The sequence below is a fragment of the Micromonospora rifamycinica genome, from assembly GCF_900090265.1.
GTDB lineage: Bacteria > Actinomycetota > Actinomycetes > Mycobacteriales > Micromonosporaceae > Micromonospora > Micromonospora rifamycinica.
This window is the reverse complement of record NZ_LT607752.1, coordinates 3,694,013-3,719,136: the sequence shown is the minus strand read 5'-3', so window position 1 is coordinate 3,719,136 and position 25,124 is coordinate 3,694,013. Positions and strand designations below refer to the sequence as shown.

Annotated in this window: 14 protein-coding genes; 2 read left to right on the top strand and 12 right to left on the bottom strand. The window is 72.8% G+C overall.

What is annotated here, in order from left to right:
* Positions 1–205 precede the first annotated feature (205 nt).
* Genes GA0070623_RS15180 through GA0070623_RS15170 form a run of 3 tightly spaced genes read right to left on the bottom strand, consistent with a single transcriptional unit; the run spans position 206 to position 3,674 of the window.
* Positions 206–2,023, bottom strand: coding sequence for a hypothetical protein (locus GA0070623_RS15180; protein WP_067303163.1), 1,818 nt, complete (start codon positions 2,021–2,023; stop codon positions 206–208).
* A complete protein-coding gene (locus tag GA0070623_RS15175) occupies positions 2,020–3,066 on the bottom strand; it encodes a macro domain-containing protein (protein WP_067303160.1) in 1,047 nt (348 codons plus the stop codon). The genes GA0070623_RS15180 and GA0070623_RS15175 overlap by 4 nt, the downstream gene beginning before the upstream one ends.
* The gene (locus GA0070623_RS15170; RefSeq protein ID WP_089004070.1) at positions 3,063–3,674 is read right to left on the bottom strand and encodes an NUDIX domain-containing protein; all 612 of its coding nucleotides are present in this window, start codon (positions 3,672–3,674) and stop codon (positions 3,063–3,065) included. The genes GA0070623_RS15175 and GA0070623_RS15170 overlap by 4 nt, the downstream gene beginning before the upstream one ends.
* Positions 3,675–3,805: 131 nt before the next feature.
* Here GA0070623_RS15170 and GA0070623_RS15165 point away from each other — a divergent pair, with 131 nt between their 5' ends.
* On the top strand, positions 3,806–5,932 hold the full coding sequence (locus GA0070623_RS15165) for a toll/interleukin-1 receptor domain-containing protein (RefSeq protein WP_067303151.1): 2,127 nt from the start codon (positions 3,806–3,808) through the stop codon (positions 5,930–5,932).
* A gap of 28 nt (positions 5,933–5,960) precedes the next feature.
* Positions 5,961–6,212, top strand: a complete 252-nt coding sequence (locus GA0070623_RS15160) for a RyR domain-containing protein (RefSeq protein WP_231932368.1) — start codon at positions 5,961–5,963, stop codon at positions 6,210–6,212.
* Between the two features lie 25 nt (positions 6,213–6,237).
* Here GA0070623_RS15160 and GA0070623_RS15155 read toward each other — a convergent pair whose 3' ends face one another.
* The 9 genes from GA0070623_RS15155 to GA0070623_RS15115 all read right to left on the bottom strand — a co-directional run bounded on the left by GA0070623_RS15155 (position 6,238) and on the right by GA0070623_RS15115 (position 25,104).
* Positions 6,238–8,697 (bottom strand): AfsR/SARP family transcriptional regulator, encoded by a 2,460-nt coding sequence (locus tag GA0070623_RS15155; protein ID WP_084261086.1) that lies wholly within the window; start codon positions 8,695–8,697, stop codon positions 6,238–6,240.
* A gap of 143 nt (positions 8,698–8,840) precedes the next feature.
* On the bottom strand, positions 8,841–10,112 hold the full coding sequence (locus tag GA0070623_RS15150; protein ID WP_067303142.1) for an MFS transporter: 1,272 nt from the start codon (positions 10,110–10,112) through the stop codon (positions 8,841–8,843).
* Between the two features lie 28 nt (positions 10,113–10,140).
* Complete coding sequence (locus GA0070623_RS15145) at positions 10,141–10,722, bottom strand: PadR family transcriptional regulator (protein ID WP_084261085.1); 582 nt, start codon at positions 10,720–10,722, stop codon at positions 10,141–10,143.
* A gap of 133 nt (positions 10,723–10,855) precedes the next feature.
* Entirely contained in the window at positions 10,856–12,181 is a 1,326-nt protein-coding gene (gene dpgC, locus GA0070623_RS15140) for a (3,5-dihydroxyphenyl)acetyl-CoA 1,2-dioxygenase DpgC (RefSeq protein ID WP_067303137.1), read from the bottom strand.
* Positions 12,162–12,827 carry an enoyl-CoA-hydratase DpgB gene (gene dpgB, locus GA0070623_RS15135; RefSeq protein ID WP_067303134.1) on the bottom strand — a complete coding sequence of 222 codons (666 nt, stop codon included), beginning with the start codon at positions 12,825–12,827 and terminating at the stop codon, positions 12,162–12,164. Before dpgB ends, dpgC begins: the two co-directional genes overlap by 20 nt.
* A gap of 56 nt (positions 12,828–12,883) precedes the next feature.
* Positions 12,884–14,035, bottom strand: coding sequence for a 3,5-dihydroxyphenylacetyl-CoA synthase DpgA (dpgA, locus tag GA0070623_RS15130; RefSeq protein WP_231932365.1), 1,152 nt, complete (start codon positions 14,033–14,035; stop codon positions 12,884–12,886).
* A gap of 49 nt (positions 14,036–14,084) precedes the next feature.
* Entirely contained in the window at positions 14,085–17,990 is a 3,906-nt protein-coding gene (locus GA0070623_RS15125; RefSeq protein ID WP_067303131.1) for a non-ribosomal peptide synthetase, read from the bottom strand.
* Positions 17,987–18,802 (bottom strand): methyltransferase domain-containing protein, encoded by an 816-nt coding sequence (locus GA0070623_RS15120; protein WP_067303128.1) that lies wholly within the window; start codon positions 18,800–18,802, stop codon positions 17,987–17,989. The genes GA0070623_RS15125 and GA0070623_RS15120 overlap by 4 nt, the downstream gene beginning before the upstream one ends.
* A complete protein-coding gene (locus tag GA0070623_RS15115; protein WP_089004067.1) occupies positions 18,802–25,104 on the bottom strand; it encodes a non-ribosomal peptide synthetase in 6,303 nt (2,100 codons plus the stop codon). Before GA0070623_RS15115 ends, GA0070623_RS15120 begins: the two co-directional genes overlap by 1 nt.
* Between the last annotated feature and the right edge of the window lie 20 nt (positions 25,105–25,124).

Genomic DNA, 25,124 nt, shown 5'->3' with positions numbered 1-25,124 from the left:
CCGCGTGGTGGCGGGCCCCCGGTCGGCCGGTCCCACGGGCGGTCCGTCCCACGGTGGTTCGGTCACGCGTCCCGCGACCGGAGCAGTACGCCGCGTCGGTGGTCAGAAGCCGGCAACCACCCGGCTCGGCCTGGTGGTTTTCCCCCAGGGATCCGGGGCGGCGGCCGTACGCCGGGTGTGCCCGCGCCGCGCAGGCGCGGATAGCTCAGGGGAGGGAGCCCCGGTCGTCCGGCGGGGCCGGGCGGATCCGGGACCGGAGCCGGTCGATCAGGAGCCGACCGAGCAGGCGTACCCGGTGCCAGGCGCCGAACTGCACGGCGACGCACCCGACCACCGCCTCCCGCAGGGTGAACACCTGCCCGGCCCGGGGAAGCAGGAGCACCCGCCAGGACGCCGCCGTCGAGCCGAGGATCCCGGCCCGACGCTGTTGCGCCCGGTAGAGCCGGCCCAGCTCGGCGACGGGAGTCGTGACGCGATGGTTGTCCCGCAGCCGCCGGTGCTGGTACGCGAGGGCGGCGTGGACGTTGCCGGCCTCCAGGAACCACTCCTGGGTCTCGGCCGCCTCGGACTCCGGCCGGGAGGTGGCCGCCGTGGAGTTCCGCAGGCTTCCGGAGACGTCGGTGAGTCGCCGGAACTCGTGCAGCCCGTCCTGCTGACGGGGTGCCGGCATCCAGCGGGCCGCGTCGCGTGCCAGCGGGCGGCCCAGCCAGCGCAGGTCGGGCACCAGCCGCATGTGCTCGATGACCCGGGCCTCGGTCTCGGCGATCAGCCGTAGCTCCGCGTCGTTCGAGGCCCGCCGCCGGTGCCACGTCAGCCACGCGTAGGCGGGCAGCAACCGCCCCTGGACCCAGAGGGTCGCCCCGATACGTTCGGTGCGGCGGAGCGACGGTGGCTGCTGTCGCCACCAGCGGCGCAGGTCGGTGTACCGGCCCTCCTCCCACATCAGGTCGGACCGGGTGAGGACCAGCTCGTCGGCGGCGACGTCCGGCTCCTCGGCGAGCAGCCGACGGACCTCGGGCACGAGACCGACGGCGCGGAAGTACCGGAAGGTGGCGGCCGTGCGGCGTCGATCGTCCACGGCGACGTCGACGGCGGGCGGTGGCCGCAGGACCGGCGGGGGCACCCGGTCGAAGCCCCAGCGACCGGCGAGCCCGTCGAGCAGCGTGGTGGTCGGCCCGCAGAGGAACTCGACGGTGGCCCCGGCTCTGCGCAGGTGCCCGGCGAGGGAGGGCAGGACCCCGTCCGGGTCGCCGTACTCGACGTCGAAGACAGCGGTCGACGGCCGTGGGGTCGGCCGGTGCCAGGCACACGACGAGTGGTTGACCCAGTGGACGGTCAGACCGTCGAGCGAGCCCGGCGGGAGGTCGGCGACCGCCACGTCCACGTCGAAGAAGTCGCTGCCGCTGTAGCCGACCATGACGACCCGGCGGGCCGGGCCGCGCAGCCGGTCGACGAGCGCCGCCCGGTCGGCGGCGTCGAAGCCACGTTCGATGCGCGCCAGGGTGGCGCCCAGCCGGGCCGGATCCGACCCGTCGGAGAACGCGTTGTGGAAGTGGTGGAGCTGCCCGGGGTCCGGCGACCGGCCGTACCGGCCGACGTGGGCGCGTTCGACGCACAGGTCGAAGTTGGCGGTGAGCTGGCGTCCGCCGCCGTGCAGGTGGGCGGCGAGGAACCCGTGCACCGGGTTGGGCCGGGCGTCCCGCACGTCGGCGAGGATCTCCCCGATCAGGTCGGGGCTCTGCTGCGCACCGGCGCCGAGCGCGGTCTCCAGCCGGGGCAGCCGGGTCCGGGCCGGCTCAGCCGGGCACACCGACCCCCGCCGCCAGCCCAGCAGTTCGTGGTACGCGAGCACGACGTCCAGGGTGAACGGGCGGAACAGCGCGGCGAAGGCACGCTCGGTGAGCTGCCAACCGGTCGGCAGGCAACTCGGCGCACCCCGGGAGACGCCGGCCCCGGTCCAGAAGAGCACACCGGCCGGGCCTGGTTCCGCGATCGTCCCGACCGCGTCGTCGAGCACGGTCATCCGGACTCGAGACCGCTGATGTCCCGGTGGTCGGTCAGCACCAGGCGGATGATCCGCTCCTCCAGGTCGGTGAAGGCGAGCAGGTGGACGGTGCGGACCCGGCTGGTGGGGTGGATCCGGAAGTAGTCCAGTGCCGCCTCGACCATGATCTGCGCGGTCCGCTCCAGATCACCACCGCCGTTGCCGGTGCCGAGCAGCGGCATGACGACCGTCCGGAGCTGCTCGCCCTGGGCGTTGAGCCGGTCCAGTTCGGCCAGCACGTTGCGCATGCAACCACCGATGTCGGACACCTGCCGGTAGCCGGTGCCCGGTGAGCCGTCCACCGAGGCGACGTGCAGGATCCGCTTGACGCCGTTGTCCCCGGCGAGCATGCCGGCGGAGGTGGTGAACACGGTCGCGGGGGCGACCGGGGTGCTCAGCGCCACCGTGCGCAGCTCGTCGTAGATGAGGTCGTCGACCAGGTTGCCGGCCGCGTCACGCCGGCCACCCCGGTAGCGGATCGTGCCGGAGATGGTCGGTTCCGTCGGGCGGGCCATCTCCATCCGGGTGTTCTCGGCGTTCACCCAGACGTCGATGCCGGTGACGTTGGCGATGTTGCCGGTGACGATGCCGAGCCGGTGCCGGCGGTCCTGACGGATGGGTGCCACCGTCCGGGTGGTGCGGTGTAGCCGTTGGGGCTGCTGGGCAGCCTCCACGATGGTCAGCCGCAGCCTCAGCCGGTCGACCTCCTGGCGGGCCTGGCGTACCTCGGCTTCGAGCGCGTCGCGCTTGCCGGCCCGGGTCAGCCACTGGAAGGAGAGGGTGATGGAGATCAGCACGAACGCCGCGGCGCCGCCGATGCTGAAGCCGAGGGCACGGCCGTCGGCGTACGATTCCGGAAAGATCGAGAACATCAGCAGCGAAACCGCGACCGCGTAGAGCAGCACCGACGGCAGCTGCATGGCGGCCTGCCGGCCGGCGCGTTGCGGCGCGGAGAACCAGACCTGTAGCAGAATGCCGATCAGCATCAGGGCGCCGGTGACGCCGAGCAGCGACGGATTCATGACCGTGACCTTTTCCGGTGCAGCCAGAGGAGCCCGGCCAGGGTCTTGGCATCCTGGATCGTGCCGCTGTCGAGCAGCGCCGAAAGGTCACCGAGCGGCACCACTCTACGGGCGATGTTCTCCGCCTCGTCGGCCCGACCGCCGCCCGCGCCCACCCGCAGGCTGTCGTCGATCTCGGCGTAGAAGAGGGTGACGCGCTCCGACGATCCCCCGGGGGAGAGATGGAACGTGGAAATCCGCTCCAGAACGCGTACGTCGTACCCGATCTCCTCGCGGATCTCGCGGCGGACGGCGGTTTCCGGCGCTTCGTCGGCGTCGACCATACCGGCCACCAGTTCGACCAACCATCCTGATCCGTGGCCCAGGGTCGGGAAGCGGAACTGTTCGACCAGGACGATTTCCCCACGTGCGGTGTCCACGACGACCGCTGCCACGGAATCGCCACGATCGGCGTTGACGAGCGTGACCGGCCTGCTCCAGTCGTCGGACAGGGAGCGGTCCGCGTCGTAGGTGCGGTAACGGAGTCTGGCTTCCCGGATGGTGAAGATCGCGGTGGTGAGGAGCACCTGCTCGGAAAGGATCTCGACGTTCGGCTGGTGATCACGCACGGTGCCGCTCCTTGATCAAAAAAAGCGCGCATTCCTCACGAAGCGCGGCGCTTAACCTAAGCATAACTCCGGTTCCCACGTCGTTGATGTTGGAACGAGGTGTCGGAAAATGGCGTCAGAGGAGACCACAGATGCTCGACGAGCGCCCAGCGGCCTACTTCAGCCACAGCTACGACGTCCTGGACCGGCGGGTGACCGACTTCTTTCTCGAGGTGCTGTCGGAACGGTTCGCCCTCGCCGTCGACCCGCGCTCCGCCACCCTGTCCACGATGCACCTTGAGTTGATGATGCGACGAACCGCCTGTTTCGTCGCCGTGGTCACGCGTCGGGAAAATCAACCGCAGTACCGGTGCTCACCATTCGCGGTGCACGAGTACGGGATGGCGGTCCTGGCGAACCGGCCGAGACTGGTGATACCGGAGATCAACATTCCGGCACGCCATTTCATCGGCGCGGACCTGGCCCGTCCGTTCAACCGCAACCGGCTCGCCGCGTACCGGATGCCCCTGGCCGCCCTCGACGAGCTGGCGGCCCGCGCCCGGGAGCACGCCGACGAGGTGGACCGTCCGTTGGGCGCCGCCGCGCTCGTGCTCCCACCGACCCCCGAGTACCGGGCGGCCGAACCGGAGCTGCGCCGGCTCATCTCCCAGGCCGGTTGGCAGGTGGACGACATCTCCGCGGCCCTGCTGCGCGACGAGGTCGACGCCGCCGGTGCGGCGACCCTGCTGGACCGGTACGACTTCGTCCTCCTCGACGTCCTCGATCCTCGGACACCGTCCTGGGTGCTGCCGTTCCTCCAGGCCCGTGGGGTGCCGACGGTCCGGCTGGTCTGCCACCGCCCCGACGACGCCGTCCGGCAACTGCCCCGGCTCGCCGTAAGCCACGCGCTACAGGCGTCCAGTGCGGTCAACCGGCACGCCATCTGGTGGTCCGAGATGGACGTGCTGCTGCCGGAGCTGGGCCGGGAGATCGGCCGGCTGCAGATGCCCCGCCTCCCGTTCGTCGGCCTGCCGGAGGCCCGCCGGTACGTCTGGAGCCTCGGCCGGGACCAGGGTCCGGTCTTCCTCAGCAGCGCCCAGGGCGACAACGACTTCGCCCAGCTGATCGCCCAGGAGTTGGACCTGCGCAACGTCGAGCACTTCCACTACCTGTTCAACAGCGACCTGCCGCGGGGCAAGGCGTGGGAGCACCGCCTGCTCGCCAAGGTGGGGGAGTGCCGGATCTTCGTGCCGCTGGTGAGCCGGCACTACCTGGACAGCGCGTGGTGCCGGAAGGAGATGGAGATCGCGCTGGAGTTGAGTGGTCGGGGACGGATGCGGATACTGCCGTACTTCCTCGACCATCACGCCGGCGCCAGCGTGCCGGTCCAGGGCGCCTCGGTGGTGCACCTGGACGCCGCCGCGCGGGTGCGACGCGTCGTCGACGACGTGGACCGGGCGCTGACCGACCTGACCGACCGGCGGCACCGCCCCCGTATCGGGATCACGGTGGCCGGTGGGCGGACCGCGCTGGACGTGGACGTCGTCGTGCTCGCCACCGGCCCGACGGAGTACGCGGCGGCGGCCCGCACCCTGCGCCACCCGGCCCCGGTGGTCGGCACGGCCGAGCACCCCAACCACTTCGACTGGCTCGGCGGCACGGTGGCCCGCCAGCAGGGCAGCGGCTACCAACTGGTGCTCTGCCGGGCCGGCACGGACGGCGGCCGGGAGGCGCTGCGCGCGGCCGTCGAGGCGTTCGGACCCGAGCACGTCGTGCTGCTCGGCACCGCGTCGGCCGTGGTGCCGGCCGACGTGGTGGTCGCCGACCGGATCTGCGGCTTCCACCGGTTGAGCATCGACAGCTCGTTCGTGCCCAGTCCGCACCGGGACTACCCGACCGATCCGGGGGTCGCGGCATCGGCGGAGGGGCTGCCGTCGGTGGTACGGGGAACACTGGCCGTCGGGGACGAGGTGGTGCCCGCCCCGGACGCCGCCGCCTTCGCCCCGGTGCTGAACGCCTGGCCCGACACGGTGGCGGTGGCCGTGCTGTCGGTGGACACCGTCGAACAGTTGGAGGACTTCCGGACGTACGGGCGGATCAGTCACTTCAGCGCGGTCGTCGGCGTCGCGCCGCCCGACGCGGACGCCGCCGCCCGTGCGGTGGCGGCGGAGCGCGCATTTACCGCCGTCAGCCGGTTAGTCTCTGCGCACTGGCCGCGACCGCCGCGCACCGACGCGGCAGACGAGGGGGCATCCGGTGTGGCATCCGCAGCCGATTGACACCAGTGGGGTCGAGGTGCCGCCGGAGGTGCGCAGGGAACGGGAGACGCTGTCCCGCCAGGCGCACGACATCTGGGCCGCGAAACGGCTCGCGGACGGCTGGCGGTACGGCGAGGCCCGCGACGACGTGGAGAAGACCCACCCGAACCTGGTCGCCTACGAGGATCTGGACGACGACGACAAGTCCTACGACCGGGAGCTCATCGACGGGACGATCCGGCTGCTGATCAAGCTCGGCTTCCGGATCGAACGCGACCCCACCTCTGAGCAGCCCCGGTAGGCCCGCTCCCAGCCGGTGCGCGGGTTCAGCGCCTCGCCGGCCCGGTGTCGGGATCGTCCTCGACCAGGAGCAGGCCGGCACGCGGTCCGGCGGCGATGCGTCCGAGGTCGTCGAGTCGGAACCGGTGGGCGGGTGTGGGCGTCGCCGCGCGTGGCGTTTCGCCCGGGACGGGGCCGGTGCGGGCCAGGTACGGGAGTCCGTGGTCTTCGACCGTCGCGAAGAGCGCCTGCGACTCCTCGACGTACCGCTCGGCCCGGGTGAAGTCCTGCCGGTCACGGCTGCACGCGGCGAGCCGGTGCAGGATGGTCGCCTCGCCCAGCCGGTCTCCGGCCGAGCGGGCGCTGGCCAGCGCGACGAGTAGCAGCTCGTGCCACTCGGTGAGCGAGCGGCGCAGCCGGAACAGCGGGGAGACGGCGTCGACCAGCTCCCAGCAGGCCGCCGGATGCCCCTTCCCCGCAGCTCTGCGGGCGACCACGGCGAGCGCCGCGCGTTCACCGTCGAACCAGGTCAGGGGTGCCGTGCGGGCCAGCCGGGCCGGCTCCCCGCCGACCGGGTAACGCTCCGCGACGGCACGGTGCCGCATGCTTGTGTCGTCGCCGACCGCCCTGCGGGCCAGTTCGGCCAGGGTGAGCCAGGCGCCGAAGCCCCGGCTCCGGGCGGCGGTCAGCTCTGCCGGATCGTCCTCGGCGGTGGCGCGTTCCCGGGCGTAGAGGCGCACCAGGTGGTGCAGCCGGAAGCGGGCGCCGACCATGGGTTCGGCCCGGACCGCCTCCACCAGGTGCGCGTCGAAGAGCTGCTCCAGCAGTGCTTCACCCTCACCGGGGGAGACGTCCAGCGATGCGGCGGCGATCCCCGGGTCGGTGTGGGCGAGGTCGAGGTGACCGGTCAGGCGTAGCAGTCGCCGCGCGTCCTCGGACAGTCCGACGTAGCTGGCCGCCAGGCTCGCCCGTACGTCCCACTCGCGGTAGCTGAGCTGGTCCAATCGGCGGCTCTCGTCCCGGAGCATCCCGCGGAGCTTCTCCACGCTCCAGTGCGGCTTCGCGGCGAGCCGGGCTCCGAGGACGCGTAGGGCGAGCGGGAGGAACCCGCACTGACGGGACAGCTCGGCGGCGGCCGCCGGCTCGGCGTGCACCCGCTGGTCACCGGTCACCCGGGCGAGCAGTTCACCGGCCGAGGCGGGGTCGAGGGCCGCCAGCCGTAGCGTCGACGCACCGAAGGTCGACCCGAGGTGGGCGCGACCGTTGACGATCACCGCGCACTGCCGGCCCGCCGGCACGAGCGGGATGATCTGTTCGTCGGTGGCCGCGTTGTCGAGCACCACCAGGACCCGTCGCTCGGCGAGGAGATTCCGGTAGAGGTCCGCCCGTTCCTCGACGGTGTCGGGCACCGCCGTACCGGCCACCCCGAGTGCCCGGAGGAACCGACCGAGCACCTCGGCCGGATCGACCGGGTCACGGTGGTCGCAGCCGTGGAGGTCGGCGTACATCTGTCCGTCCGGGAAGCTCTCTTGGACGGTGTGCGCGACGTGCACCGAGAGGGCGGACTTGCCGACGCCGCCCGACCCGACCACCGTCACCACCGCCACCCCGGTCCGCGTCGGCGCGGTGAGCAGCCGACGCATCCGTTCGACCTCGACGGTACGGCCGGTGAAGTCGCTGATGTCCGGTGGCAGGAGTCGGGACACGTCGGCGTGCGGCTGCCTGCCGACCGGGCCGTCCACGGACGCGGCCACCTCCTCGACCGGGTTCTCGTGGCCCTCGCGCAGTATCGACAGGTGTACGCGTTGGGTCTCCGGCTGTGGATCGGCCCCGAACTCGTCGGCCAGCCACCGCCGCCATCTCTCGTAGTGGCTGAGTGCCTCCGCGCTGCGGCCCACCCTGCTCAGGGCCAGCATGAGCTGCCGGACGAGGCGTTCGCGGGACGGGTTGGCCTGGGCGGTCGCCAGCAGTTCGTCGACGATCCCCCGCTGGTTGCCCTGGTCGAGTTCGAGGTCGAAGAGTTCCTCGACGGCGGTGAGGCGGGCGGACTCCAGCCGCTGGCAGACGGTCGCGTAGCTCTCATCGGGGACGTCCCCGCCGAGAACCGGACCCCGCCACAGGTCGAGTGCCCGGCCGAGGGTACGGACCGCGCTCGCCGCGTCCGGCTCCTCCCGCGCGGCCTGGGAGAGGGCGAGGAAGTGCTGGGCGTCGACGGCGGACGGGGGCGACTCGAGCCGGTACTCCCCGCCCCGGGTGTGCAGGTGGACCAGGCCGCCGTCAGCGGTGTTGAGCACGGCGCGCAGCTCACTGATCCGGGTCTGCACCACCGCCCTGGCCTGCCTGGGCGGCGCGTCCCCCCAGAGCAGGTCGATCAGCTGACTCGTCGACACCGATTCGTTCGCCCGGAGCGCCAGGATGCCGAGAATGAGCCGTTGTTGCCGGCGGGCGAGTCGTATCGGCCTTCCCCGATGCCACAACTCGACCGGTCCGAGTACCCGAATTTCCACTATAGCCCCCGTTGAGTCCGCCAGTGCTGTGATCCGTCCTGGCCGCCTTTCCTTAACGTCCGCTCAGGACCACGATACTGATCGATCGCGTGGCCGGCATCCCGTGTATCCGGGTACGGCCGGACCGGTCTGTCGGGTGGGTGTCAGGGCGACTCGTCCGGCCAGCGGGCGGTACGGATCCGCCGGTCGGTCGCCGCGACCACGACGGTGATCGCCAGGAGGCCCGCCAGGCTCAGGATCGCGATCGACGACGGTATCCACCGCAGGAGTTGCCCGGAGAGGAACAGGCCGACCGCCGCGCCGGCGGTGAGGATCGTCATGAACGCCGAGATGGCCCGGCCCCGTTGCTCATCGGGTATCTGCCGGAAGATGAGAATGTCGACCAGCACCCGCATCGACGGCCCACCGAGACCGAGCAGGAACAGCGCGGCCGCCAGCCACCACGAACCCCAGGGCAGGGCCAGCGCCGCGATGGTGGCGACCGCCGTGCCGCCGAGCCAGAGCATGAGCGTGCCGGGCCCGAGCGCCCGGTGCAGCGGGCGGACCAGCAGCGTGCCGGCGAGCCCACCCAACGCGAGGCCGGCCGAGGTCAGACCGATCACGGTCGGGGACGCCCCCTGGCGGGTCAGCACCACGATGACGACGAGGATCAGCGGTGCGGTGACCAGGTTCAGCGCCGCGGCGAAGACGGTGGCCGCCCGTAGCGCCGGCACCCGCCAGAGCTGGGCGGGCCCGGCGAGCGCGTGGCGGAGAAGCCGGCCCTTCCCGGCCCCGGTGCCGGCCTCCCTGTCCCGGGCCGGGGGCCGGACGAACACCGCGCAGAAGGCGGACACCAGGAACGAGACGGTGCTGCCCAGGAAGGGCAACGCCGTCGCGGTGGCGTAGAGGAGGCCGGCCAGCGGAGGGCCGGACAGTGCCGCCGCGTGGGTACGGATCTCCTCCTGGGTCAACGCGGCGGTGAGCTGCCTCGGCGGCACCACCGACCGGACGAGGAGCATCCGGGCCGAGCCGCCGAGCGGCTGGACCGCGCCGACCGCCACCCCGGCGGCCAGCAGGTGCGGCAGGGTGACCGCGTCGAGCGCGACCGCCACCAGGACGCTCGCCGAGGCCGTGGCCCGGACCGATTCCATGGTGATCAGCAGGACCCGCCGGTCGTACGCGTCGACGAGTGCCCCGGCCGGCAGACCGACCAGCAGGGCCACCAGCATCTGCACGGCACCGAACGTGCCGGCCCAGGCCGCCGAGCCGGTGGCGGCCAGGACCACCAGCGGGTAGGCGAGGTCGGTGATCTCCCGCCCGAGGAACGCGAGCGCGGACCCGCTCCACAGGAGCTGGAAGTTGCGGTTGCGCCGCAGCGGGGTTTCGTCGGAAGGCGCCGCGTCGAGAACGGTCGGGACGCCGGGTGGTGCCTCCATCACGTTGCTCCTGGCCTCGAAGGGGTGCTCATCGGGTGGCATCGTCGCCGGCGAGGATGCGGTAGACGTCGCGGCGGACCGACTCCAGCACCCGAGCGGTCCGGTCGAGTTGTGCGTCGGTGCCGGCGGTGGTGACCTGGTTGACGGCGGCGGTCAGGCCGTCGAGCGCGGCCCGGACCTCGACGACCGCGTCGGGCACCAGCCGGGCCGCCGCGGCCCACGGCTCGTGTGTCCGGGCGGGGTCGCCGGTCACTAACGCGTGGCCGGCGTCGGTGAGGTGGCACCGGCGTTCGGCGCCGGTGCCGGTGGTGACGACCAGGCCCTCGTCCTCCAGTTGCGACAGCGCCGGGTAGACCGAGCCGGGGCTGGGCCGCCACCGGCCCCCGCTGCGGTCGGTGATGGCCCGGATGAGCTGGTAGCCGTTGCCCGGCTGCTCGTGCAGCAGCGAGAGCAGCGCCGCCCGCACGTCTCCCCGGCGCATCCGGACCGGCCGTCGGACCCGGCCCGGCGGCGGTGGCGGTGGTGGTGGTGGCGGTGGTGGTGGCAGCGGTGGTGGTGGCATGTCCGACGGGTCCGCGTCGGGCCCCAGGTGCACGTGCCGGTCCGTCATCGACAACCTCCACGGTACGCAGGACGAACCCCCCAACGATATATCGCTATGTATCGTCGGGGAAGGAGGTCGGCACCCGTGACCCGCCGACGTCGGAGGCCACCAGGTCCGCTCGCGCCCCGCGCCGTGCCGGTCAACGCGCCGGTGCCCCGGCGAGCGGGCCGGTGCTGAACCGGGTGACCTTGTCCAGCACGTCCCCGCTGTAGAGCCGCCGCGCCTGCTGGACGGCGAACTCGGCCAGATAGAGCCGGAACAGCGCCTGCGGCTCCTCGGCGAGGTTCAGCATCCTGCGGTTCGCCACCACCGCCGGACTGTCCATCCGGGTCACCTCCCGGACGATCGCCGCGTCCATCCCGTCCGCCGGTACGACCTCGTCGAACAGCAACCCGGCCGCCGGCTCGTCGGTGGTGACCCGCCGCCCGACGAGGACGATCTGCCGGGAGAGCCGGCCCCCGGCGACCCGGCCGAGCCGCAGGTTCCCCGCACCGGGGATGATCCCCTCCTGCGCGGCCGGGAGGCTGAAGAAGGCCCCCCGCTCGGCGATCACCCGGTCGCAGGCGAGCAGGATCTGCGCCCCGCCGCCGATCGCGAAGGTGTCCACTGCGGCGATCCACGGCTTCTGCACCGCCCCGCCGTCCCAGGCGTCGTCGCCTCCGCCGGTCAACCCGTGGACGATCTTGGCGAGGTAGCCCAGCTCCCGGCGCAGCAGGAAGCCCAGGTACGAGATCCGTCCGGCGTGCAGGGACTTCAGGTTGATCCCGGCGCTGAACACCCGTCGACCGGCGTACCGGGGATGGGTCATCACGCCGCCCCGGAGCACCCCGACCCGCACCGGGGGGGCGAGCAGCGCCAGATCGACGGCGGTCTCCATGTCCTCGACCTGTTCGTTGTCCTCCGCGTTCAGGCAGTCGGCACGCCGCATCGTCAGGTGCGCCGCCCCGTCGCGGACCTCCACCCGGACCGAACGCAGCTCCACCGCGCCGGTCCGCAGCAGCTCCGGCAGCAGGTCACCGGCCCGGCGGGTGGGCCGCCGCATCGCCGCCAGCAGATGCGGGCCGGCCCGGTCGGAACGCAGCACGTGGCTGACCAGGATGCTCTGGTCGACGTCGAGGCCCTCCTTCTCAGCCGGCGGCCGGAGCAGTTCCGCGTCGGACCGGGCCGGGGTCGGCACCAGACCGGGCACCGCCGTGGCGGCTGCGGCGCACAGGTCGTCCAGCCGGAGGAACCGTCGGTGGCCGTCGGTCAGCTCGTCGTAGAGCTGGTCGACGGACGTCCGCAGGAACGCGTCCTTCAGGTCACGCGCCCGGCCGCGGGCCGCCGCGACCGCCTCCCGCTGCCGCGGTGAACGACGGCTCGGGGTGGGACAGCCGGCGAGGAGCCTGTCCAGTGCCGCCTCGGCGGCGGTGACGTCCCGCGCCCCGGCCAGCTGTCCGACCCGCTCAACCGGCGAAGACGACATCACGCGCCTCCTCGTCGTCCCCGTCGCGCAGGACCCGGTCACAGGCGGCCAGGTGCCGACCGAGCGCCTCCTCGAACGGGGTGGTGGTCGCGTCGAGCATCAACTGCCGCCGGACCGCGACGTCGGGCCCCGCGGCGGCGAGAGCGGCCACCGCCACGGCGACGGCGCCCGCGGGGTCGTCGGTCACCTCGTCGACCAGGTCGAGGGCGAAGGCCCGGTCGGCCGGGATCACGTTGCCGAAGAGGACGTCCCGGCGCACCCGGGCGTAACCGGCCTGGTTCACCAGCCGGTACAGCCCCATACCGGGCCAGACCCCTGATCCGGCGGCCGGCAGGTGCAGGCGGGCGTCGGTCGCCGCGATCCGGAGGTCGGTGGCGAGCAGGATCTCCACGGCGGTGCCGCCGCAGTCCCCCCGGGCCACCGCCACCGTCGGCGCGGCCACCCGTTCCCACCGGCGCAGGACGCGCTCCCACTTGTTGACCAGGCTCAGCGCCGGGTGCTTCCGGTCCGGGGGTGTCCCGGTGAGTTCGAGGACGGCGACCCGCCCGGCGGGGGCGTCCTGAACGGTGTCGATGAAGGCGTCGAGTGCGGCGACGACCGCCGCCGTGAGGGGCAGGGTGCCGTCGACGACGTGCTGGAGGGGCATGTCTTCTCCCAGGTCGGGTGGGGGCTCTTCTCCCAGGTCGGGTGGGGACGGTCGGGTCACCAACGGACCAGGGCGGTCTCGATGGTGGAGCCCGGACCCATGGTCATGAACACGCCGTACTCGCCGGGGCGGACGGTGGCTTCGCGCAGCAGCCGTTCGTAGGAGAACAGGAACGATCCGCTGGACAGGTTGCCGTAGTCGCGCAGCACGCTGATGGTGTGCCGCAGGTCGTAGCGGGTCAGGCCGAGGTTCACCCCGACGGCGTCGATGACCTTCTTGCCCCCGGAGTGGACCAGCCAGTGGGCGACGTCGTCCTGCCGCAACCCGGAACGGCCGAGCAGCCGGTCCACCGTCGCCCTGGCGTGCGCGCCGACCACGTACGGGATGTCGGGGTCGAGGTAGAAGCTGAAGCCGTTCTGGGCGGTGTCCCAGTCGTACCGCATCGCGTCCACCGCCTCGGGGATGATGCAGCTGGTGAAGTCGACGATCCGGGGCGTGGTCCGGTGGGGGACGGTGTCGTCGTCCCGACCGCCGGCGACCAGCGCGACCGCCGCCGAACCGTCCCCGAAGAGGCTGTTCACCACCGAGGTACGCATCGTGCCGTCGAAGACGTACGCCGCCGAGCAGGCCTCGATGCAGACCATCACCGCCAGCTCGCCCGGGTTGCTACGGGCCCAGCCGGCGACCACGTTCAGACTGTTCAGGCCGGCGTTGCATCCCATGCCGACCACGTCGGCGCGACTGACGTGCCGGTCGAGCCCCAACTCCCGGATGAGCAGCGCGCTGAAACCCGGGGTCAGGAAGCCGGTGGAGGTGACACAGCACAGGTAGCGTACGTCGGAGAGGTCCGCCCCGGTCTGCTTGAGGCACTCGTGCACCGCCCGGACGCCCATCGCCACGCCCTGCTGCTTGTGCTTGGCGAGGAGCTGTCCGGTGGTCTCCATGACGCGGGTGCCGTCCGGCCCCGCCTCGGGGAGGGTGAGGAACCGGCGCTCGATGGCGCTGTTGAGGTACACCGACCGGATGCGGGGATCGCGGACGTCGAGGATGTCCAGCAGTTCCCGCTGGGTGTATCCGGTCGGCGGGACGGCCGTGCCGACCGCGAGGACGCGGGCCATGTCGTGGGTTCCGAGCGCCGGCGGCGGCGCGGCGCGGAGCAGTCCCGGATGGGGCAGTGGCGCGGTCGCGGTGCTCACCGGTACGTCCACCCCCACATCCGTTTCCGGCTCCTGATCAGGCGTTTCGCGTTCCGGATGGTCACGAGTCGCTCATCCTCTCGGTGATGACGGGGCCGAGCACCGACATGGCCTCGGCCTTGACGATGTCGAGATGTCCGCAGTCCAGGTCGTGGAACTCCGCCGGCCCGGTCAGGTACGGCCGCCAGGCCAGGTCGGAGCCCCTGTGGTGCCGGGTGGCCACGAAGCCGAGCGCCGGCCCGTCGAACCGGCCCGGGGTGTGCGCGGCCATCGCCCGCAGGTTCGCCTTCGTCACCGCGAGCAGGCGGTCCACCGTCGGGTCGTCGAGGGACGCCAGCGGACTTCCCGCCGCGACCAGTGCCGCCCGGGGGTTCCCGTCGCCGACGGCCACCCCGTCCAGCCCGACGCGGCGGGCGTCGGCGTCGCTGACCGCGACGGGGCCGTCCCCGCCGGGATGCGCGTCGAGCAGGACGAGCAGGGCGACCTCCTCGCCCCGGGCGCGCAGCTCCACCGCCACCTGGTGGGCCACCGTCCCCCCGAACGACCAACCCAGCAACAGGTACGGGCCGGTGCCCCGGAGCCTGGTGACGGTCTCCCGGTACCCCGCCGCCAGGTCGGCCACGGTCCGGTCGTCGACCGGCCCGTCGGCGAGCCGGGGATCCTGCAGGGCGTACACGGGACGGCCGGCCGGGACGAACCGGGGCAGCGCCGAGTAGCCCCAGCCCAGGCCGTTGGCCGGAGGGAACACGAACAGCGGCGGCCGGTCGCCGTCGGCGCGGTAGGAGAGCACCGCCTCCAACCCGGTCGGTCCGGTGTGCTCCAGGACCCGGTCGACGACCCGGTCGAGCTGGGCGACGGTCGGAGCGGCGAAGACCGCCCGTACCCCCACGTCTACGCCGAGGACGGCGGCGATCCGGCTGACCAGGCGCGGAGTGAGCAGGGAGTGGCCGCCGAGGTCGAAGAAGCTGGTGTCGATCCCCGGGGTGGGCACCCCCAGCACCTCGGCGAACAGGTCGGCGAGGACCTGCTGCCGGGGGCTGGCCGGTGCCCTGCCGCCGCTGGGGCGGGGCGGCCGGGGCAGCGCCGACCGGTCCACCTTGCCGTTGGCGTTGGTGGGCAGCACGTCCAGCACGACCAGTGCCGAAGGGACCATGTATTCGGGAAGCCGGGCGGCCAGGTGGGTGCGGAGAGCCTCCGGGTCGGGATCGGCACCGGGCCGCCGGGCCACGTACCCGACCAGGGTCCGGTCGCCGGTCCCGGCCACCGGGGCCACCACCACCGACGCGGAGACGTCCGGATGGGTGTCCAACACGGCGCTGATCTCGCCCGGCTCGATCCGGTGACCACGGATCTTGATCTGGTCGTCGGAGCGGCCCACGTATTCCAGGTGCCCGTCGCGGGCCCAGCGGACCAGGTCGCCGGTGCGGTACATCCGGGATCCCGGTCGGCCGTACGGGTCGGCCACGAACCGCCCGGCGGTCAGCGCCGGCCGCCTCAGGTAACCCCGGGCCACCCCCGCGCCGGCCAGGTAGAGTTCGCCGACGGTCGCCTCCGGCACGGGCCGCAACGCATCGTCGAGCACGTATGCCCGGGTGTTGGCGATCGGCCGCCCGATCGGGGGTGCGCCGGGGCGTCCGTCGACGACCGCGGTGGTGGAGTAGACCGTCGTCTCGGTCGGTCCGTACAGGTTGACCACCTCACGACCGTGGTCGCGCATCCGTTCGGCGAGCCGCCGGGGCAGCGCCTCCCCGACGCTGAGCATGCGCAGCCCGCGCACCGCCTCCGGGGCGAGGCCGATCAGCACCTGCCACAGGCTCGGCGTGCCCTGCATGGCCGTGATCCCCCGACGCCGCAGCAGCGTCGCCAGCCCGGCGGGATCCCGTGCCGTGTCGCGGGGCACCAGCACCACCGTGGCGCCGGACACCAGTGGGCTGAGCAGCTCGACCACCGACGCGTCGAACGCGACGGTGACGGTCGCCGCGATCCGGTCGGCCGGGCCGAACCGCAGCCGGTCCCGCATCGCCAGGAGCAGGTTGACCAGGTTCGCGTGGGTGACCACGACCCCCTTGGGCCGCCCGGTCGAACCGGACGTGTACAGCACGTAGGCGGCCTGCCCCGGTCCGGCGGCCCCGTCGGCGGGGCCGGCGCACGGGGACAGCGGGCCGCTCCGCCGTCCGTCCAGCAGGAAGCGCGGGCAACCGTCCACGTCGGGCAGTCCGTCGCTGCTCGCCCGGTCGGTCAGGAGCAGTACCGGCCGGGTGTCGTCCAGGACGAACGAGATCCGCCCCGCCGGATACCCGGTGTCGATCGGCAGATAGGCCCCACCGGCCTTCCAGATCGCCAGGATCGCCACCAGGACCTGTTCCGTACGGGCCAGGGCCAGGGCGACGAAGCGTTCCGGTCCGACCCCGCAGCGGCGCAGCGACCCGGCGAGCAGCTCGGCCTGTTCGTCCAACTCGCGGTAGGTCAGCCGCCGGTCACCGGCCATCACCGCGACGGCGTCCGGGGTGACGGCCACCTGCCCGGTGAACAGGTCGGTGACCCGGACGTCGGGCACCGGACGGGCCGTGTCGTTGCGGCTCTCCAGCAGCCGGTGCCGATCGTCGTCGTCGAGCAGGTCGACCGCACCGATCCGTCGCGCGGGGTCGGCCGCCGCGGTCTCCAGCACCCGGGCGAGCTGTCCGGCCAGCAGCTCCGCCGACGCCCGGTCGAACAGGTCGTCGGCGTACTCGACGATGCCCCTGATCCCGGCCGGTCGACCCGCCGGGTCGAACTCCTCCGCCAGGTAGAACGACAGGTCGAACTTGGCCACGTCGTGTCTCGGACGGTACGGCGCACCGGGCAGCCCGAGCAGGCGCACGTCCCCGCTGCCGCCGCTGGCGAGCAGGAAGAACACCTGGAACAGCGGGTGCCGGCCCAGCGACCGGGCCGGTTGGAGGTCCTCGATCAGCCGCTCGAACGGCAGGTCCTGGTGGTCGAAGGCGGCCAGGTCGGCGTCCCGGACCCGGCGCAGCAGCTCGGTGAAGGAGGGATCGCCGGAGGTGTCGGTGCGCAGCACCAGCGAGTTGACGAACAGACCCACCAGGTCGTCCAGGGCCTCGTCGAGCCGACCGGACACCGCCGTGCCGAGCGGGATGTCCGGGCCGCAGCCGAGCCGGGTGAGCAGCGTCGCGATGCACGTCTGGACCACCATGAAGACCGTCGCGTGCTCGCCCTGCCCGAGGTCCCGCAGCCGGGCGTGGGTGGCCGCGCCGACCGCGAACGGCACCGTGCCGCCCCGGTACGAGGCGGCGGCCGGGCGTGGCCGGTCGACGGGCAGGGGCAGCTCCTCGGGCGACCCGCGGAGGGTCCGCCGCCAGAAGTCGAGTTGCCGACGCACCTCGCTCGCCGGGTCGTCGTCGGCACCGAGCAGTTCCCGCTGCCACAGGGTGTAGTCGGCGTACTGCACGGGCAACGGCTCCCATGCCGGCGGGCCGCCGCCGAGGCGGGCCTCGTACGCCATGGTCAGGTCCCGGCTCAGCGGACCCATCGACGTGCCGTCGGCGGCGATGTGGTGCACGAGGAGGACCAGCAGGTGATCGCGGTCGTCCGTGGTGAGCAGCCACACCGCCAACGGCGGCCCGGTGACCAGGTCGAACGTCAGGCCACACAGCTCGGCGACCCGCGCGTCCACCCGGTCGGCGGCGACCCTCTCGTGAGAGACCTCGACCCGTGCCCGGGCGGCCGGCAGGACCTGCTGGACGGGCTCGCCGTCCACCTCGCGGTAGACGGTGCGCAGCACCTCGTGCCGGGCCACCACGTCGGCGACCGCCGCCCGTAGGGCGGCCGGGTCGACCGGGCCGGTGATCCGGTTCACCACCGGCACGTTGTAGGTCGCCGACGGTCCCTCCATCCGGCCCAGGAACCACAGCCGACGCTGGGCGTACGACAGGGGTATCGCGGTGCCGGTCGTCGGCCCGGCCGTCACCGTTTCCTCCAGACGGTGACGTGTGACTCGAAGTAGTCGTACTCCCGGGGGTTCTGCCGCAGGACGCCGGGTTCGTCGACCTCGGCGACCAGGTCGAAGTGGCCGGCGAGCAACGCCTTGAGGGCGGTCTCGCTCGGTGTGCCGGTGGCCGCGGACCCGAGCCACTCGTCGGGGTGGCTGTACTCCGGATACCACGACCAGGGGCAGGCGACCATCAGCAGCCCGCCGGTGCGCAGGATCGCCGTGGACCCGGTGAACTGTTCCAGGCACGCCGCCGGCCGGGCGACCCGGTCCAGCACGTTGGACAGGACGACGGCGTCGAACGGCTGCTCCCCGACCCGCAGCGCGTTGGCGTCGCCGACCTCGAAGGCCACCCGTGCCCGGTCACCCGGCTCGACGAGGATGGACACCTCCCGGTGGAACGGCCCCTGCTCGATGACGGAGAACGTGCCGCCGCCGTGGTGGGTCAGCGCCTGGGCGATCTCCACCGACCGGCGGCTGATGTCCACGCCGACCACCTGGTCGGTCACCCACGCGCCGAGGGCGTGGGTGACCCCGCCGACGCTGCACCCGACGTCGAGCGCGCGGGCGACGCTGGTGCCGGTGCGCTGGGCGCACGAACGCAGCAGGTCCGACAGGCGCTGGCAGTACCCGTGGGCCATGGCCAGGGGATGCCCGCTCTGGTGGAAGACGTCCTCGAGACTGCCGTAGTGCATGAGCAGGTACTTGGACAGGTCACGTGAGGCGTCGTAGGGGGCGCTGGCCTCGTGTTCGTACAGCTCGTCACCCTTGAGCAGGGCAGGGGGGAACATCACGGTACGTCCTTTCGATCGGTGTCACGGGCCGCCGACCGGGCCCGCAGCGTCGGTCGGGCCGGCCTGGCCGAGACCAGCCACGGCTCCAGCGCGCCGACGGTGGGGTTCTCGAAGAGCTGCCGGACGCCCACCTCGACGCCCAGCGCGGTACGGACCCGGTTGACCAGGCGGGTGGCGAGCAGCGAGTGGCCGCCGAGGTCGAAGAAGTCGTCGTCCACGCCGACCTCCGGCAGGCCGAGGACGTCGGCGAAGAGCCGGCAGAGCACCTCCTGCCGGGCGGTCCGCGGACCGGCCCCGGCGCCGGGGGTGTGGGTGGGTGCCGGCAGCGCCTTCCGGTCGAGCTTGCCGTTGGCGGTGACCGGCAGTGCGGTCATGGTGACGAAGGCGCCGGGCACCATGTAGTCCGGCAGCCGGGCACCGAGGTCACGGCGCAGGACGACCGGGTCGACGGGGTCTGCGGTGGGCACCAGGTAGGCGACGATCCGCTTGTCGCCGGGCTGGTCCTCGCGGACCACCACGGCGGCCTGCCGGACGTCGTCCCGGCCGGTGAGCGCGTTCTCGATCTCGCCCAGCTCGATCCGGTAGCCGCGCACCTTCACCTGGTCGTCGGTGCGGCCGAGGAAGAGCAGACTCCCGTCGGTGTTCCAGCGGGCCAGGTCACCGGTGCGGTACAGCCGGCCGCCGGGAGGGCCGAACGGGTCGGCGACGAAGCGGGCGGCGGTGGTCCCCGGCTGGCGCAGGTAACCACGGGCGGTACCGGACCCGGCGAGGTAGATCTCGCCGGGCACCCCGGCCGGGACGGGCTGGAGGCGGTGGTCCAGCAGGTGCACGCCGGTGTACGCCATCGGACGTCCGAGGGGGACCGTCGCCGGCACGTCCTCCCCGTGCCGCCAGGGGTACTGGGTGACGCACAGCGTCATCTCGGTGGGGCCGTAGGTGGTGCGGACCACCGTGTCGGGGCAGTGTTCGACGGTGCGCGCGACGGCCCGGGCGGAGATGACGTCCCCACCCGTGGTCACCTCGTCCAACTCGCGGAAGACGTCGACCAGTTCGTCGGCGACGACCCGGAACAGCCCGGCGGTGAGGCTCAACCGGGTGATGCCGTGGGTGCGGACCAGCCGCTGGAGCACGGCCGCCGCCACGGCGTCGGGCGGTGCCACGACGACTGTTCCGCCGTGCAGCAGAGGACCCCAGAGTTCCCAGGTGGAGGCGTCGAAGGCGTGCGGGGAGTGCAGCAGGATGCGGTCCCCGGCGTGCAGCGCCCAGCTGGGGTCGCGGACCAGGTCGACGACGCCCTGGTGGGTGATCTGGATGCCCTTCGGCTCGCCGGTGGAGCCGGACGTGTACATGACGTAGCAGAGCTGCTGCGGGTGGACCGGCGGGAGCGGCACCGCCGCGTCGGCGTCCCGGGGCGTCCCGGTCAGCACGACCCGGCCGGCGGCCCGCTCGTCGTTCGCCAGCTCGTGGGCCTGGAACGAGTCGTCCACCAGCAGGACCGGTGAGGCGGTGTCCGCGGCCACCGCGCGCATCCGCTGCACCGGGTAGGCGGTGTGGATCGGCAGGTACGCGCCACCGGCCTTGAGCACCGCGAGGAACGCGACCACGAGGTCCACCGACCGCTGCATGAGCACCGGTACGGGCGTTTCGTCGCCGACGCCGTTGGCGCGTAGCGTCCGGGCCAGCCGCTCGGCCCGGTCCCGCAGCTCGGCGTAGCTGAGGGTGACCTCACCCTCGGTGAGGGCGGGCGCGTCGGGCGTCCGTGCGGCCTGTTCGTCGAAGGCGGCGACCACGCTGCACGGCACCACGGGCGGGTCGTCGGCCTCGGCGTGCAGCTGCCGCCGTTCCCGGGTGGTGAGGACGTCCAGGCTGCCGACCGGGATGGCCGGCCGGAGCGCGACCTGCTGCAGGATCGCCACCAGCCGTTCCCCGAGCGCCGCGGCCGTCGCGGTGGTGAACAGGTCGGTGGCGAACGTGAGGGTGATCTGGAGGTCGGCGTCGACCGGTTCGTCGGCGACCGTGAAGTCGAGGTCGAACTTCGCGACCGCCAGTCTGGTCGGCTCCGGTGCGGTCTCCAGCCCGGGCAGCGGGGTCGAGGTGGGCGTGCGGTCGGCCCGGGACAGGGCGACCTGGAAGAGGGGGTGTCGGGCGAGGGTGCGGGTGGGTTGGAGGTGGGCGACGAGGCGGTCGAAGGGGAGGTCTTGGTGGTCGAGGGCGGTGAGGGTGGTGTCGCGGACGCGGTGGAGGAGGTCGGTGAAGGTGGGGTTGCCGCTGGTGTCGGTGCGTAGGACGAGGGTGTTGACGAAGAAGCCGATGAGGTTGTCGAGGGTGTCGTCGGTGCGTCCGGCGACGACGGTGCCGAGGGGGATGTCGGTGCCGCAGCCGAGGCGGGTGAGGAGGGTGGCGATGGCGGTTTGGATGAGCATGAAGAGGGTGGCGTCGTGGGTGCGGGCGATGGTGCGGAGTGTGGTGTGGGTGTGGGTGGGGATGGTGAGGTCGATGCGGCCGGCGTGGTGGGTGGGGTGTGCGGGGCGGGGGTGGTCGGTGGGTAGGGGCAGCTCGTCGGGCAACCCCGCCAGGACCGTTCCCCAGTGGTCCAGTTGCCGGCGCAGCTCACTGCCCGGGTCGTCGGCGTCGCCGAGCAGGTCGCGCTGCCACAGCGTGTAGTCGGCGTACTGGACGGGCAACGGCTCCCGGTCGGGTTCGTGCCCGTCGACCCGGGCCGCGTACGCGTCGGCGAGGTCCCGGCCGAGCGGTCCCATCGACGCGCCGTCACCGGCGATGTGGTGCAGGTTGACCACGAGCAGGTGCTCGTCCGCCAGGTCGTCGCGGCTGACCAGCCGGACCGTGAGGGGGGCTTCCCGGGCCAGGTCGAAGGCGCGGGCGGAGGCGGCGCGCACCGCCTCCTCCTGCCGCTCGGCGTCGGGCACCCGCTGGTGGATGAACTCGACCAGCCCCGGTGCGACAGGCAGCACGTGCTGGGTGGGCTCACCGTCCACCTCGACGTAGACGGTGCGCAGCACCTCGTGCCGGGCGACCAGGTCGTCGACGGCGGCGCGGAGGGCCGGTACGTCCACCCTGCCCGTGATCCTGGTGGTGACCGGCACGTTGTACGTCGCCGACGGTCCCTGCACCGAGTGCAGGAACCACAGTCGACGCTGGGCGAAGGACAGCGGCAGCGGGTCGGGCCGCCGGACGGCCACCGTCACCGGGGGACGGCGGGTGCCGGTGGTGAGCCGGGGTTCGAGGGCGGCGACGGTGGGGTTGGCGAACAGGTCCCGTACCCCGACGTCGACGCCCAGGACGCCGCGCACCCGGTTGACCAGGCGGGTGGCCAGCAGCGAGTGACCACCCAGGTCGAAGAAGTCGTCGTCGACGCCCACCTCGGGCACCCCGAGGACGGCGGCGAAGAGCTGGCAGAGCACCTCCTGCCGGGCGGTGCGCGCAACGGCCCGGCCGGCGGTCGGGTACCCGGGCGCGGGCAGGGCGTTGCGGTCGAGCTTGCCGTTCGGGGTCATCGGCAGCGCGGCCATGGTGACGAAGGCGGCCGGGACCATGTAGTCGGGCAGCCGGTCGCCGACCGCCCCGCGGAGCGCCGACAGGTCGAGGTCGTCGTCCTCGGGCACCAGGTACGCGACGATCCGCCGGTCACCGGGTTGGTCCTCGCGGACCACCACGGCTGCCTGGCGGACCCCGGGGTGGCCGGTGAGGGTGGTCTCGACCTCGCCCAGCTCGATCCGGAAGCCCCGGATCTTGACCTGGTCGTCGGTACGACCGAGGAAGTGCAGCCGCCCGTCGCGGTCCCACCTGACCAGGTCACCGGTCCGGTACAGCCGGCTCCCGGCCGGCCCGTACGGGTTGGCCACGAACCGGCTGGCGGTGAGCTCCGGCCGGTTCACGTAACCTCGGGCGAGGCCCTCCCCGGCCACGTACAGCTCCCCGGCCACCCCCACCGGCACCGGCCGCAGCGTCGCGTCCAGCGCGTAACAGGCGGTGTTCGCCACCGGCGTCCCGATGGTCACCGGCTGGCCATGGGGCAGGGGGCCGCCGCTGGCGCAGACGGTCACCTCGGTCGGACCGTACGAGTTGATCAGCCGGTGGTCGGCCGCCCAGGTGTCCACCAGCCACTGCGGGCACGCCTCGCTGGCGGTGATGACCGTCGCCCCGGCCGGCAGGATGCTCGTCGGCAACGTGGCGAGCAGGCTCGGGGTGACCGTGACGTGGGTGGTCAGGCCGAGCTGGTCGCGGTCGGCCTCCGCCGGCAGGAGCAGCCGTTCCGGGTCGAACGGTACGACCGCACCACCAGCGAGCAGCGCCATGTACATCTCCCACACCGACCCGTCGAAGCCGATCGAGGCGAGCTGGAGGATCCGGCTGCCCGGCCGGACACCGAAGTCCCGCCGGTAGCGGTGGGCCAGGCGACTGATCCCCCGGTGGGTGACGGTCACGCCCTTCGGCTGCCCGGTCGAACCGGACGTGTAGATCACATAGGCGCCGTGGTCCAGGGCGAGTGGCGGCCGTGGCTCGTCGGTGGGCAGGGTCGACACCTCCCGCCACAGGTCACCGCCGACCAGGACGGTCTTGGCCGCCGGGGAGCCCGGCAGGTGGGCGGGGTCGTCGACGAGGATGACCGCCGGCGCGGTCTGCCCCAGGACGAACTGCTTCCGGACGGTGGGGTACGCCGGGTCGACCGGCACGTAGCAGCCACCCGCCTTGGCCACCGCCAGCAGGCAGGTGACCAGCTCCACCGACCGGCGCATCGACACCGCGACGTGCACGTCCGGGCCGACGCCGTGCGCCGTCAGGTAGTGCGCCAACCGGTTCGCCCGCAGGTCCAGCTCGCGGTAGCTGAGCTGGCCGGCGGCGTGCGCCACCGCGACAGCGTCCGGGTTCCGGCGGACCTGGTGGGCGAAGAGCGCCGGCACGGTCTCCGGGACGACCCGGGCAGCCGAGGCGTTGAAACCGTTCAGCAGTTTCTCGCGCTCGCCCTCGGTGAGTACGTCGGTCGCCGTCACCCTGCGGGCCGGGTCGGTGGCGAGCTGCGTCAGCAGGTTCACCAGCCGCTGCCCGACCGCCGCCGCGCCGGCCCGGGTGAACAGGTCCTCCGCGTAGGTGAGGCTCAGCTCCAGTTCGCCGTCGTCGTGCGCGACGAAGCCGAAGAACAGGTCGAACTTGGCCGTGTCGAACGGCGGCTTCTCCGACCGCACGGACAGCGGGTCCAGGGTCAGCACGAGCCCCCGGTCGACGGCGAACGCGACCTGGAAGAGGGGGTGTCGGGCGAGGGTGCGGGTGGGTTGGAGGTGGGCGACGAGGCGGTCGAAGGGGAGGTCCTGGTGGTCGAGGGCGGTGAGGGTGGTGTCGCGGACGCGGTGGAGGAGGTCGGTGAAGGTGGGGTTGCCGCTGGTGTCGGTGCGTAGGACGAGGGTGTTGACGAAGAAGCCGATGAGGTTGTCGAGGGTGTCGTCGGTGCGTCCGGCGACGACGGTGCCGAGGGGGATGTCGGTGCCGCAGCCGAGGCGGGTGAGGAGGGTGGCGATGGCGGTTTGGATGAGCATGAAGAGGGTGGCGTCGTGGGTGCGGGCGATGGTGCGGAGTGTGGTGTGGGTGTGGGTGGGGATGGTGAGGTCGATGCGGCCGGCGTGGTGGGTGGGGTGTGCGGGGCGGGGGTGGTCGGTGGGTAGGGGCAGCTCGTCGGGCAACCCCGCCAGGACCGACCGCCAGTAGGTCAGCTGGCGGTTCGCCCGGCTGTCCGGGTCGTCGTCGGCACCGAGCAGGTCGCGCTGCCACAGGGCGTAGTCGGCGTACTGGATCGGCAACGGCTCCCACGCCGGGGCCGTCCCGGCGAGGCGGGCGGCGTACGCCGTCGCCAGGTCGCGGCTCAGCGGCCCCATCGAGGTCCCGTCGGCGGCGATGTGGTGCAGCGAGATCGCCAGCAGGTGCTCCCGCGCGTCCAGGCTGAACAGCCGGACCCGGACGGGCAGCTCGCGGGTCAGGTCGAACGGCTGCGCGCAGACCTCGACCAGGGCCTCGTCGGCCTCGTCGGCGGTGACCGCCCGGTGGGCGAAGTCGACCCGCACCCGGTCGGCCGGCAGCACCCGTTGCGACGGTTCCCCGTCGACCTCCACGTACACGGTGCGGAGCACCTCGTGCCGGCTGACCACGTCCCCGACGGCCGCATCGAGAGCCGCCACATCCACCGCGTCCCGGATCCGGGTGACCACGGGGATGTTGTACGTCGCCGAGGGGCCTTCGAGGCGGTCGAGGAACCACAGTCGGCGCTGCGCGAAGGACAACGGGACCATCACTGTTGCTCACTTTCCGA